Below are 12787 nucleotides of genomic sequence, written 5' to 3'. Positions count from 1 at the left end.
GTTCTCCGTCGCGTTGAGAGAAGAGTAGAGGGATGTGAATTAAAAAGGATGAGACAAGGTTTTAGATAGCTAGGAATAATTCCTAGTTAGTCGTCTTTTTGTTTAAATTTTGTGGGCAAGTTAACAATTATGTGCGTACCACGCAGCGTGCCAGATTCGCTAAGGGTGGCAGCGTTTACCAACCAGTTACCGCCCAACGCCTGTACGCGTTCCTCGATGCCCCGCAGGCCAAAGCCACCGCCTGTCGGATGCGATCTGTCTTGTGCGATGCCCACACCGTTATCAATAACGTTGAGCGTAATCAGGTCAGCCTGTTGGGAAAGCCGAACGGTAATCTGCGTCGCGCTGGCGTGCTTGTTGATGTTGTTAAGCAGTTCCTGCACCAGCCGGTAAAGCGTGAAAACCACGACGTCATCATGCGGAGGCGTGGGGAGCTGATAATCCAGCTGAAACTGGATACCGCGAGCCGAGAAGGCAAATTCATCCGCCAGATGATGCAGCGCTTTATCCAACACCATTTCATCCAGCACCGGCGGGCGCAACTGGCGCAGAAGCTGGCGGGTGGTGTGGTGGATGCGCCGCGACAGCTCGCTGATTTGTCCGGCGGCATGCTGAGCCGCCTCGGCCGGTGCGCTGTGTTTCACCAGCATGGCCTGAATCTGAATGGCAGTGATGTTTTGACCGATGTCATCGTGCAGCTCGCGCGCGATGTCTTTGCGTACGGCCTCTTCGGTGTGGATGATGCGCTCCATGAGTCGCCGCCGAGTTTTCAGCTCCTGCTCCAACTGATGACGATAGCGCTGGAGCCGCTGTGCCAGCTGTTGCTGACGGCTGATCGCGATCCCCAGCCCAATGCCGAGTAGTGCCTGCGTGGAGAGAAAGAGCTCCAGTTCGCGCAGATCGTCGAAGGCTCCGCTCACCTGACGTGTGACGGCAATCATCAGGCTGCCGAGCACGGCGGAGAGCACGCCGCCTTGCCAGCCGAATTTATATGCCATGACCACGTTAGGGAGAAAAACGAAAATCAGCAGCAGGCGTTCCATCTCGGGTGTGAACGTCATTTGCAGGCAAACACCGATAGAAAAAAACAGCGAACACCAAATCAGCAGCGAGGTACGCAGCGGCGGATCGGGGATCTCCTGTGCCAGCAGTGTCTGCAAATGCTGCTGTTTGATGTATTCGTACAGCAGATAGATGAACGGAATCAGCAGGACGCCGCCGGTAAACGTGGCCAGCAGCGTTTGCGTCAGCTGCGAATGTAACCAAGGGCCGATAGCGATGCCGTGCAGAACGGTATTGAGCGTCAGCGCGGCCAGTAATAGCAGAAGTCGCTGCCAATAAAGCGTATAGCGATGCCAAATTTTATGCGTGATGATGGCCGGAATCAGGCTAAGGAACGGGGAAAGTAGCAGCAGCGAACGCGTCATGAGCTGTTCGCTGATAAGCCAGCTCTGGATGGCGATTTCCGCAAGCAGTAAGGTCGGCCAGTATTTGCGCGGAAGCAAAATCATCAACGCCAGCCGCAGCCCTTGCGGTAACAGCAGCGCTGCCTGCTGGCCGTTGTTGCTCAAATAGAAACTGATGGTCCACAGCGCCAGCCAAATCAGGCTATAGAAAAAGGCCAGAAACAGCGTCATGCCGATGACGTGCAGGCGACGCATGATTTACTTCCCAGCCAGCAATTGGTGTTGCAGTGCAAAGTGCACCAGTTCTACCGTGGATTCACACTGTAATTTACTGAGAATATTGGCACGGTGAACGTGAACCGTCTTATGGCTGAGTTCGAGCTGTTCAGCAATGCTTTTCACACTAATCCCGTTGATCAGCAAGCTGAATATTTCTCGTTCGCGTGGGGTCAGCGCCAGCAACTCCTTCGGTGGCTGCTGCTGATGGCGAATGGCGTGCAGTGCATCAGCACACAGGTAAAGGCCACCGCTGCTGACCACGCGAACCGCTTGTACTAACTCTTCCGGGCCACAGCGCTTCGTGAGATAGCCGCCTGCACCCGCGTCCAGCGCGCTTTGTACAAACGCCGTGGTGTCATAGATGCTCAGAATAATGGCGCGAAAATTGGGGCGCTGCTGACGCAGACGGGTTAATAACGACAGGCCGCTTTCGTCCGGCATGGCGATATCAATCACGGCGACGTCAATCGGCTGTTTGAGTAGATGGGGCCACGCCTGTGCCGCAGAAGCATATTGTCCAACAACCTGAATGTCATTTTCTAACGTCAGAAGCTGTGCAAAGCCAGACCGTACAACGATGTGATCGTCAACCAAAGCCACATTAATCATGGTTTCGCCGTGTGAATTCAAAGTCATCAAAACGTCATAATGCGGGGGAATGTAGAGGTGAGCAATAGCAGATAGGTAAAATGGAATCGGCTTAACAGATATCCTTATACCCGTCATACTTCAAGTTGCATGTGCGTTGGCTGCGTTCACTCACCCGAATCACTTACTTATGTAAGCTCATCGGGATTCCTTCTCTTGCCGCCTTCCTGAAATTCGAATTATTTAGGGTATATATTCGTTTCGTTGACCAAATGATGAAATGCATATTCATAGAACGCGGAGTTATTTGACTCGGTGAATTATGGGGCGTTACTGTTTTTCTCTTTAAATCGATACAGTTACGATATCAGGTAAACCAGAATGATGAATAAATGGCGTATAGCGCTGGTGGCAGGAATGGTTACGGCGGCGATGGCGTTGACGGCATGCGATAGCGCAAGTCACTCTGCCAACCACATTAAAGTCGGTGTGATTAACGGCGCGGAACAGGACGTCGCCGATGTCGCGAAGAAAGTGGCAAAAGAAAAGTATGGTCTGGAGGTTGAGCTGGTAGGGTTCAGCGGTTCACTCTTGCCGAACGAGGCGACGGATAAAAGCGATTTGGATGCGAACGTCTTTCAGCATCGTCCTTTCCTCGAACAGCAAAACCGTGAACACGGTTATAAGCTGGTGGCGGTAGGAAATACCTTCGTTTTCCCGATGGCGGGTTATTCGAAGAAAATTAAAAATATCAACGATCTGAAAGACGGCGATACCATTGCGATTCCTTTCGATCCTACCAATTTGGGGCGAGCGTTGCTGCTATTGCAAAAGACCGGATTAATTACTCTAAAGCCTGACACGGGCTTATTGCCGACGGTGCTGGATATCACGACGAATCCGCATAATCTGCGTATTATGGAAGTGGAAGGGGCACAGTTGCCGCGTTTGTTAGACGATCCGCAAGTGACGGTAGCCATTATTAGTACGACCTATATTCAGCAAACGGGCTTAACGCCAACGAAAGACGGTATTTTTATTGAAGATAAAGAATCACCGTATGTGAATATCATTGTGACGCGTGAAAATAATAAAGAGGCGGAGAACGTCAAAAAGTTTATTCAAGCCTATCAGTCTGATGAAGTTGAACAGGCTGCGAACCGTATTTTTAATGGTGGTGCGGTAAAAGGCTGGTAATGACACTGTTTTTTCCGTTTTGAATCGGGTCCGGTAGATATTTCACCGGACCCATTATCTGTCGGAAACGGCGAATCAGGCGGCGATATCATTTCTCGGACTGTGGGTAAAATACCACTCAACCGTTTTCTTAATTAACTCTTCCGTCGCATCGACATAGTGTTGCGGTGACGTTCTGACTTCCTGCTCCAGGATCAAGGGAAGCTCGGTACAACCCAGAATAATTTTCTCAACGCCAGCCTGCAACAGGCGATCTTTTACCGGTGACAATAGGCTATAGGCTCCGGTGATATCACCAGATTTATACGCGTAGATGCTTTCCATTACCTGGTGTTGGTCTGCATCATCCGGCGTGTAGCAATCAATATTATCGGTAATCAGGTTGTCCTGATAAATTCTCGCTTTGACCGTCGCTGTCGTCGCCAATAGGCCGACGCGTGTGGTATTGGCATGCTTAATTGCCTGACAGGTCACATCAATAATGCTGATCATTTCCGCACGGCACTGCTGTTTTAAGTCATTAAACCAATAGTGCGCGGTATTGCACGGGATAATGATGCATTCAGCACCCGCATTTTCGAGAATTTTCATATATTGCAGCATTTTATCCAGCGGTGACGCGCTGTGCTGGAGAATGCATTGTGTTCTGTCAGGGATATCAGGAATAGAAACCGCAATCATCGGAATATGGTCTTGGTCCCGATAGGCTGGCGTGTTTTTGATCAGTTTTTGCATCGCATCGACGGTTGCACCCGGCCCCATACCGCCAAGAATTCCCACGAGACTGTTCATGCTGTTAACCCTGTAGCATTATGAAATTAAAAGGATAATCTCACACTGCCTGGCAATGTGAATTGCTAAATTCCCATCTGCTATGTATGATTTGCATAACTATTGGCATCTCTATGCTTTTACTGGGTTTAACGGCCTTCGGTGGAAAGTATCTTTGTTGGCGATGCAGAACGTTGACATAGGGAGCGAAAACATGGCGCTGAGCGTTTTGAGTGAGGGACGATGCTGAACAATATCGAAACCAAGTGGCTGTATGATTTTATTGTGCTGGAAGAACACCGGAGTTTTACGCTGGCAGCCGAGAAGCGGAATATTTCTCAATCCTCATTCAGTCGGCGAATTCAGGCGCTGGAAGCGGCGGTTGGGTTTGATATTTTCGACCGTAGCGCGTTGCCGCTACAGTTAACCGAGCAGGGGCGCGTGTTCCACGCCTATATCCGCAATACGCTGGACGATTTGGAGTATCAGCTCAATAAGCTGCACGGCGGGGACAATTACAAGAATAAGATCACTATCGCCGCGGCACATTCGCTGTCGGTATTCATCATGCCGGAGCTGTTAAAAGACGTGCCGGACCCGCAGGAAAAAATCTTTTATGTCGAATCGATTGATGTCGATGAGGCGGTGCTGAATCTAAAAGAAGGGCGCAGTGACTTCATTTTTTCATTCTACAATGAGGATCTGATGGGGGAGCCCTTCATGCACGAGAAGATACTGGAGTCCCGGCTTTATCCGGTCTGCGCGTGTGATAGTGCAGGGAAGCCACTGTTTGATGTCAGTGCCTCATCGGTGCCGCTACTCAACTATACCGAAACGAGCTACATGGGGCGTCAGGTCAGTCGCTACTTATCCAGCGTCGACAGCGATAAGTTTACGGTCAATTTTGTTTCTTCCATGAGCGACTTGCTCAAACGTATGACGAAGAAAGGTTATGGTATTGCCTGGCTGCCGGATTATTCCATTCAGGAAGAGCTAAAAAACAAAGAGCTGGCGATCCTGAGCATGGAAAATGCCGTGATCCGCATGGGGGTTTATCTGTATCGCCTCGATGCGCGGTTGAATGTGGCTTCTGAGAAATTCTGGCGCTACATGAAAGGGCTGTCATCGGCGTCTGGACTCTAAGCGTCGTGACCATACAGATGATGAAACGAAATGTGGGCAGGCAACGAGAGATAAAAAAATAGCGACCCGAAGGCCGCTATAGATGACATATTCACTCACTCAGCATTAGCTATTTTGCGTAGCCTGCTGAGGTTCCTTATAGGCGACGACTTCGTCGGCGGCCTCTTCCTCATCATCATCGCGCACGTCTTTTTCCAGACTGGCCACAACGGCGGTAGAGATACTGTTACCGATGACGTTAGTTGCAGTACGGCCCATATCCAGAAACTGATCAATACCGATGATCAGTAGAATACCGGCTTCCGGCAGGCTGAACATCGGCAGCGTTGCGGCAACCACCACGATGGAAGCTCGCGCTACGCCCGCCATCCCTTTACTGGTGATCATCAGCGTCAGCAGAATCAGGATTTGTTCAGTAACGCTCAGGTCGATGTTGTAAGCCTGTGCGATAAACAGAATCGCAAAGGACTGGTACATCATAGAACCGTCGAGGTTGAACGAGTAACCGAGCGGCAGCACAAAGCTGGTGACTTTTTTCGGCACGCCGAATTTGGTCAGCGCTTCCATGGTTTTCGGATAAGCCGATTCACTGCTCGCCGTGGCGAAAGCCAGCATGGTCGGTTCACGAATCAGTTTCGCCAGTTTAACGATGCCTTTGCCCAGGAACAGGTAGCCAACCAGGAACAGAACGCCCCACAGTACGGCCAGACCGAGGTAGAACTCACCGATCAGTTTACCGAAGTCGTAAAGCAGGCCCAGACCTTGCGTGGTAATCGCGGAAGCGATTGCGGCAAAGACAGCAATAGGGGCCAGCGCCATCACGTAGTCGGTCACGCGGAACATCACTTTGGTCAGCTCTTCGATCATGGAAATGATCGTGGTCGCGTGCTTGTTGTGGCCTTTTACATAGGCAAGCGCGGAGCCGAAGAACAGAGAGAACACCAGAATTTGCAGGATCTCATTGTTCGCCATCGCTTCGACGATACTTTTCGGGAAGATATGGCTGATGAAGCTCTTAAGTGTAAAGCTGTCGGTATTCAGGCCTGTCGCAACATGCTGTACGGGGACTTCGAGATTCATGCCCGCACCGGGTTGGAACAGGTTAGCGAAGAGCATACCAATGAGCAGAGAAATGAACGAGGCGCTGACAAACCAGATCATCGCTTTCATACCGATACGGCCAACGGCAGAAGAGTTTCCTCCCATGCTTGCCAGGCCGGAAACTAGCGTAGCGAAGACCAGTGGCGCGATGATCATTTTGATCAGACGCAGGAAGATATCGGTAACCATGTTGAAATAAGATGCAACTTCTTTTGCTCGACTGCCGTCAAGATATTGATGGCAAGCCCAGCCGATTAATATTCCCAAGACGATAGCCAAGACTATCTGTACAAGTAACTTCTGCCTTTGCATATAAACCTCATGTTGATGAATTGATTCAGACAACACAATATTATTGCCGCGTGATGGATGGTTGGTGCTTTCCCTGAATACACCAACTCCTCACCCGAACCTGTTATTGGGGTGTTGTGTCTGCCCGCCGATATTACAACGATTCTTGTTTTTTACATTTTTTTTCTGCGGATTGTTATGTAATTGTGATCTTTGTCATGCGAAAAATGCATGTCCATGTCACTTGTAATGATAAATAGGGATGTGATGCGAAGATCCTGGAAAGCATGGTTTTTTTATTAATTCATTGTTAAACAATGAATTAATTTGGTTTTTCGCTAATGAAAGTCGATGGGCTAAGGTGTTGAAGTAGTGTTGCTAATAATACAGGGGACCACATCAATAAAACATATGGTGAATTACTTAAAGATTAAGTAAAAATAAAAGAACAATTAACGAAAAGTTTATATACAGATCATTTTATAAAAAAATTAATTTTTTAATTATTTAAATCGTGACTTTTAATTTTTGGCAAATGCTTTATTTTTGTGTTGTTGATTTGACGTTTAATTATTGCTCTATGTGTTTCTGTTTGTAACTATCTGGGCGTTTGGCGTGTTTAAAATGGTGTTTTTTATTTTTTAAACATATGTTACTGATGATTTGAGACTGAGCTGTTGGTTATTTCACCGAAAAAGATCGATGCTTACCTTATCGTGGCACGCTTTTTCCAGATGTTTTTTCATCCACTCTGCCGCGGTTTCTATCTCTCCCCGTTGCAGGAAATCCAGAATCGCCAGATGCTCTTCAATCTGTTCCAACCGCTTGGGATTGAAGACTGGGCTCCCTTGTCGATATTCCACCAGACGCCGTAATTGATTGATTCGTTGCAAGCTATGGTGGGCGAAGCGGTTGCCGCTACAGGCAAGCAGCGTTTCATGAAAGTGCGTATTGGCATCGAACATTTCATGCGGTGTGAGCGTCAGATAACCCCCATTGAGAATGTCTTCCTGCTGCTTACGACAGGCATTGAGCGTGTGTTGATCGATACGAAACTGCGGCGACAGCAAACTGAGTGGCTCGACCAGCAGGCGGAACGTAAAACTTTCCTCATAGGCCGTGACGGAATCGATGATTGGCGTGGTTCGCCAGCCTTGACCTGTGCGAAATTCGAGCCAACCTTCCTGTTGAATACGCGTCAGAACGTTACGCAGTACGGAGCGGGACACCTGACATTCTCGCATCAGATCCACTTCTGAAAACTGTTCCGGCAACCGACGGGAGAGGCGCATGTCGACAATCTTCCGGTAGAGCGGTTCTTCGCTGCTGGCGGCTAACTCGGTAACCAAATGCCCTAATTCATGGGCATGGCGGTTAAGATAAAATCCCCGGTTGCGGTGGTAATGCAGCATGCCTTTTTCCGTCAGATACCGCAGTGCGACTTTGACCGGCGTGCGCGAGGTGTTCAGTACCTGCGCCAGTGACGATTCGATCAGATGAGCGCCGAGCGGCAACTGCTCGCGGCGAATATAGGCGACAATCTGTCTGACAATCCTTGTTTGTAGAGGAGTTAAAGCCATGGCTATCCTGCTATGTCGTTTAGGGGCTGGTGTTACGAGGAATCGTTATGTTCTTGTCAGCACGGCTCGCCTGTCAGTAAAGCCTGCTCCGGCAAGGCCGGAGCAGGCCTGTTTTACTGGTGATAGAACGGAAACGCGCCGAAGACAATACCACCGACCAGCAGTGACAGGCTGACAAAAATCGCCCATTTGATTGCAAAGCGTTGGTGATCGCCGATGTCCACTTTTGCCAGACTGACCAGCAGGTAGAGCGACGGTACCAGCGGGCTGAGCAGGTGGAACGGCTGGCCGACAATCGACGCGCGGGCGATCTCCTCTGGAGTAATACCATAATTGACCGCCGTCTGGGCGATAACGGGTAAGATTCCGAAATAGAACGCATCGTTGGACATCAAAAAAGTAAACGGCAGGCTAATGAGCGCAGTGAATACCGCAAGATACGGGCCGAAGCTTTCGGGTATCACCTGCAACAGGCTCTTCGCCATGGCATCCACCATACCTGTACCGGATAAAATCCCGGTAAAAATCCCAGCGGCAAAAATCAGTGATGTTACCGCTAACACGTTAGCCGCGTGTGAACCAATCCGTGCTTTTTGCTCCTCCAGCTTGGGATAGTTGAGCATGACGGCGATAGCGAAACCGAGCATAAACAGCACCTGAATTGGCAGAATACCAATCACCAGAAACACTAGCAGCAGGGTGGTGAGGATAAAGTTCGGCCAGAACATGTTAGGGCGGCGATTGGCGTCGCTTTCTTCATCGCTGCCGTTGCCCAGATTGATCGACGTATTCTGGAAGTTGCTGACATCAATGATCCCCAGCCGTTTACGCTCCTGTAGACCCAGGAACACGGCCACGCCGACCAGTGTCAGGCTGGCTAAAATAATCGCTGGGAGCATCGGAAGGAAAACGTCCAGTGCATCAACACGTAATGCGGCGGCGGCACGCGCGGTGGGGCCGCCCCACGGGGAAAGGTTCATCACGCCGCTGGCAATGTTAACCAGACAGGTTAACCCCAGTACGTTCATTCCCAACCGCTGATAGAGCGGCAGGAATGCAGCAATCGCGATCATATAGGTCGTGGTACTGTCGCCGTCCAGCGCTACCATCAAGGTTAATACGGCGGTGCCGACCAACACTTTCAGCGGGTCGCCTTTAACCAGCCGGAGAATGAAGCGTACCAGCGGATCGAACAGCCCTGCATCGATCATGATACCGAAGTAGAGAATAGAAAACGTCAGCATAACGCCGGTTGGTGCCAGTGTTTTGATGCCATCCAGCATCATCGTTCCCAGCCCCTGATAGAAACCCGCTGCCAGTGCAAACAGCGTAGGGACAAGAATCAGCGCGATCAGCGCAGACATCCGCTTGGTCATGATCAGGTACATAAAGCAGATGACCATAGAGAAACCGAGAATAGTGAGCACAGTGAATCTCCTGTTTTTTATTATATTCTGAATAATTTACTGCCTTTCTTTCAGCGAATTTGGGGAGCCCAAAACCGTACGGTTTTTATAACCGCATATCGAAAGGGATGGAATTAGCTTATTTCCCGATGTCAGCGACGTTCAGGGGAATAAGAATGAAAGGCGTGAGTTAGCTTCCAGGGTCAATACGAATAATAAATGACAGATAATGAGGAAGTGATAAGGTAACGGTAATCGGTAACATAAATGACCTCTATGCGAGCAACAATAATATTCCTTTTATCCCCGCCAGCATCAATCTAACCGATTGTTTAGTGATTGTTTTGATCGATTTTATGACTGCCGTTATAAGGGGGCTCTTTTTGTTAAAAACAAATTAAAGCATTGTAAAATAAAACGCAAATTGCGCTAAATTGTAATAAAGAACAATTGTGATGAGGGAAGGTCGGTGATAGCAACATAATTTTAAAAGATAAACAGAGGTGTGAAAATTTAATTGCTGCGTAGAAGTTTATTATCGATTAACCGAAATTTATCCGTTTTCATTCATGAAATTTTACAAGATGAGGTGCGGGATAAAGGCATTATCGGTGAGGAAGGTTAAACGGTGTCTAAACCATCTATACTCGTCATACTTCAAGTTGCATGTGCGTTGGCTACGTTCAGTCACCCGAATCACTTACCTGAGTAAGCTCATCGGGATTCCTTCGCTTGCCGCCTTCCTGAAACTCGAATTATTTAGAGTATGTATTTTCCTAAGCCGCCACGGCGTTTACCTGACGGCTGAGGTTCGCGGCGGCTTAGGTAAGGGAGATTAACTGACGTTTTCTGCGGTGCTGCGCAGCCGATCTTTCAACTGGCTGTATTCCTGCTGTACATAGTTCTCGGCTGCCTGCTGATCGTCGATGGCTTCCAGTTTAACGGCGCAGTGTTTGTATTCCGGCGTTTTGGATACTGGGTCGAGATGATCCAGCGTCAGTTCATTGCAGGCACCGATCCACCACTGGTAGGTCATGTAGACGGCACCTTTATTGATGCGCTCGCTGACGGCAACGCGAGAGATCACCTTGCCGCGTCGTGACGAGATCCAAGCGAGCTGCTGGTCGTGGATGCCTAAACGTTCGGCGTCATAGGGGCTAACCTGCACGTAGCCCGGCTCATCCGCCAGCGTTTGTAATGCGGTGCAGTTACCCGTCATGGAACGGCAGGAGTAATGGCCAACTTCGCGCACGGTGCACAAGACCAGCGGGTAATCCTCATCCACCAGCTCCATCGGCGGTCGCCACTCGGCCGTGAGCAGTAAGCCTTTTCCGCCGGGACGATCGAAGTGATTACCGGCGTACAGCCACGGCGTGCCGGGGCTGTCTTCAGTCGGGCACGGCCACGGCACATAACCCAGTCCCGCCATTTTCTCGTAAGTTGCGCCGTAATACAGCGGGCAGAGTGCTCGCAGCTCGTCCCAGATCTCCTGCGTGTTGTTATAGTGCATCGGATAGCCGAGTGCTGTAGCCATCAAGCTGATGATTTCCCAGTCGGGTTTCACATCGCCCTGCGGCTCCACGGCCTTATAAAAGCGCTGGAATCCTCGGTCGGCGGCGGTATAGACCCCTTCGTGCTCACCCCAGGAGGTTGCGGGTAAAATCACATCGGCAATCGCAGCGGTTTTGGTCATGAAGATGTCCTGTACGATCAGCAAGTCCAGCTCGTTGAACGCATCGCGCAGCATTGACAGATCCGGCTCGGTTTGCAGCGGATCTTCGCCCATCACGTAATTGGCTCGGATCTTCCCTTCTTTTATCTTGTGCGGGAGATCGGTCAGCGAGTAGCCGATTTTGTCGGAGAGTGCAGGTACGCCCCAGGCATTGGCAAATTTCGCCAGCACCGCTTTATCCGTGACGTTTTGATAACCGGGGAACATATTGGGCAGCGCACCCATGTCGCAGGCACCCTGCACATTGTTTTGCCCCCGCACCGGCCCGACGCCAACGTTCGGACGCCCCAGATTCCCGGTCAGCAATGCCAGGCCGGACAGCCCTTTGACCACATCAACGCCTTGGCCCCACTGTGTCACGCCCATTCCCCAGAGAATGGTGGCGGACGGCGCAGCGGCATAGATCCGCATCGCGTCGCGAATCAATTTCGGCGACAGTCCGGTGATGTCGGCGACATACTCCGGCGTGTATTTCGCGACGGTCTTGCTGAATTCTTCGAAGCCCTCGGTATGGCGAGCGACGTATGCTTTATCGTAGTGGCCTTCGTTGATCAGCACGTTAGCGAACGCGTTGACCAGTGCCATGTTGGAGCCATTTTTCAATGGCAGCCACAGATCGGCGATGCGGGCGGTTTCAATATGGCGCGGATCGCACACGATGATTTTTGCCCCGCGCGCTTTCGCTTTCAGGATTCGACGCGCCACGATGGGGTGTGAGTCTGCGGCGTTGTAGCCAAAAATCAGGATGCAGTCGGTTTTTTCGATTTCGCAGATAGAGTTACTCATTGCGCCGTTGCCCAGCGTAACCTGTAGCCCAGCAACCGAAGGACCGTGGCAGAGTCGGGCGCAGCAGTCGACGTTATTATTCCCGGTGACCGCCCGGGCAAATTTCTGCATCACGTAATTGGTTTCATTACCGGGACCGCGTGACGAGCCGGTGTGCATAATCGACTCGGCACCGTACTTCTCTTTAATGGCTTTTAATCGCGAGCTGGCGAAGTCGATAGCTTCATCCCAGGATACGGCCTCAAAGGGTGCGCCTTTTTGGCGTCGAATCAGCGGCTGCTTTAAACGCGGCGTCAGAATTTTCGTGTCGTTAAGAAAATCCCAGCCGTAATAGCCTTTCAGGCACAGCTCACCTTCATTTGTGACGCCGTTTGCGCCTTCTGCACCAACCACTTTGCCGTTCTCTACCAGCAGGTTAATTTTGCAGCCTGACCCGCAATACGGGCAGACGGTAAGCACTTTCTGCATGATTATTCTCCAAAGCCGAGTCTTGGATCGTAAGAACTG

Annotated in this window: 9 protein-coding genes; 2 read left to right on the top strand and 7 right to left on the bottom strand. The window is 50.4% G+C overall.

Features of this window, described 5'->3' with window-relative positions; genetic code table 11:
* Positions 1 to 86: 86 nt before the first annotated feature.
* The gene (locus DMB82_RS13455) at positions 87 to 1661 is read right to left on the bottom strand and encodes an MASE1 domain-containing sensor histidine kinase (RefSeq protein WP_116162362.1); all 1575 of its coding nucleotides are present in this window, start codon (positions 1659 to 1661) and stop codon (positions 87 to 89) included.
* A 3-nt stretch (positions 1662 to 1664) separates the two neighbouring features.
* The gene (locus DMB82_RS13450) at positions 1665 to 2294 is read right to left on the bottom strand and encodes a response regulator transcription factor (protein ID WP_010285873.1); all 630 of its coding nucleotides are present in this window, start codon (positions 2292 to 2294) and stop codon (positions 1665 to 1667) included.
* A 360-nt stretch (positions 2295 to 2654) separates the two neighbouring features.
* Between DMB82_RS13450 and DMB82_RS13445 the strand changes: the two genes are divergently transcribed.
* A complete protein-coding gene (locus tag DMB82_RS13445) occupies positions 2655 to 3470 on the top strand; it encodes a MetQ/NlpA family lipoprotein (RefSeq protein WP_102118609.1) in 816 nt (271 codons plus the stop codon).
* Positions 3471 to 3545: 75 nt separating this feature from the next.
* On the opposite strand, the gene cuyB is transcribed toward DMB82_RS13445, so the two are convergent.
* Positions 3546 to 4262, bottom strand: a complete 717-nt coding sequence (gene cuyB, locus DMB82_RS13440; RefSeq protein WP_102118610.1) for a cysteate racemase — start codon at positions 4260 to 4262, stop codon at positions 3546 to 3548.
* A 222-nt stretch (positions 4263 to 4484) separates the two neighbouring features.
* Between cuyB and hypT the strand changes: the two genes are divergently transcribed.
* The gene (hypT, locus tag DMB82_RS13435; RefSeq protein WP_102118611.1) at positions 4485 to 5384 is read left to right on the top strand and encodes a hypochlorite stress DNA-binding transcriptional regulator HypT; all 900 of its coding nucleotides are present in this window, start codon (positions 4485 to 4487) and stop codon (positions 5382 to 5384) included.
* A gap of 105 nt (positions 5385 to 5489) precedes the next feature.
* Here the strand turns inward: hypT and DMB82_RS13430 are convergent, their stop codons facing one another.
* The 4 genes from DMB82_RS13430 to fdhF all read right to left on the bottom strand — a co-directional run bounded on the left by DMB82_RS13430 (position 5490) and on the right by fdhF (position 12748).
* The gene (locus DMB82_RS13430) at positions 5490 to 6797 is read right to left on the bottom strand and encodes a dicarboxylate/amino acid:cation symporter (RefSeq protein ID WP_102118612.1); all 1308 of its coding nucleotides are present in this window, start codon (positions 6795 to 6797) and stop codon (positions 5490 to 5492) included.
* A 665-nt stretch (positions 6798 to 7462) separates the two neighbouring features.
* Positions 7463 to 8356, bottom strand: coding sequence for a GntR family transcriptional regulator (locus tag DMB82_RS13425; RefSeq protein WP_102118613.1), 894 nt, complete (start codon positions 8354 to 8356; stop codon positions 7463 to 7465).
* A 113-nt stretch (positions 8357 to 8469) separates the two neighbouring features.
* The gene (locus DMB82_RS13420; RefSeq protein WP_102118614.1) at positions 8470 to 9783 is read right to left on the bottom strand and encodes a CitMHS family transporter; all 1314 of its coding nucleotides are present in this window, start codon (positions 9781 to 9783) and stop codon (positions 8470 to 8472) included.
* Positions 9784 to 10597: 814 nt separating this feature from the next.
* Positions 10598 to 12748, bottom strand: coding sequence for a formate dehydrogenase subunit alpha (fdhF, locus tag DMB82_RS13415; protein WP_116156271.1), 2151 nt, complete (start codon positions 12746 to 12748; stop codon positions 10598 to 10600).
* Between the last annotated feature and the right edge of the window lie 39 nt (positions 12749 to 12787).

Origin of the sequence: Pectobacterium aquaticum (assembly GCF_003382565.3) — a bacterium.
GTDB classification, from domain to species: Bacteria; Pseudomonadota; Gammaproteobacteria; order Enterobacterales; family Enterobacteriaceae; genus Pectobacterium; species Pectobacterium aquaticum.
The sequence above is the reverse complement of the archived record's forward strand: the minus strand, read 5'-3'. Positions and strand labels throughout refer to the sequence as shown.

Bases quoted from the DNA above. Each gene is read 5' to 3' on its own strand.
- DMB82_RS13455 (WP_116162362.1), bottom strand. From the start codon at position 1,661: ATGCGTCGCCTGCACGTCATCGGCATGACGCTGTTTCTGGCCTTTTTC.
- DMB82_RS13450 (WP_010285873.1), bottom strand. From the start codon at position 2,294: ATGATTAATGTGGCTTTGGTTGACGATCACATCGTTGTACGGTCTGGC.
- DMB82_RS13445 (WP_102118609.1), top strand. From the start codon at position 2,655: ATGATGAATAAATGGCGTATAGCGCTGGTGGCAGGAATGGTTACGGCG.
- cuyB (WP_102118610.1), bottom strand. From the start codon at position 4,262: ATGAACAGTCTCGTGGGAATTCTTGGCGGTATGGGGCCGGGTGCAACC.
- hypT (WP_102118611.1), top strand. From the start codon at position 4,485: ATGCTGAACAATATCGAAACCAAGTGGCTGTATGATTTTATTGTGCTG.
- DMB82_RS13430 (WP_102118612.1), bottom strand. From the start codon at position 6,797: ATGCAAAGGCAGAAGTTACTTGTACAGATAGTCTTGGCTATCGTCTTG.
- DMB82_RS13425 (WP_102118613.1), bottom strand. From the start codon at position 8,356: ATGGCTTTAACTCCTCTACAAACAAGGATTGTCAGACAGATTGTCGCC.
- fdhF (WP_116156271.1), bottom strand. From the start codon at position 12,748: ATGCAGAAAGTGCTTACCGTCTGCCCGTATTGCGGGTCAGGCTGCAAA.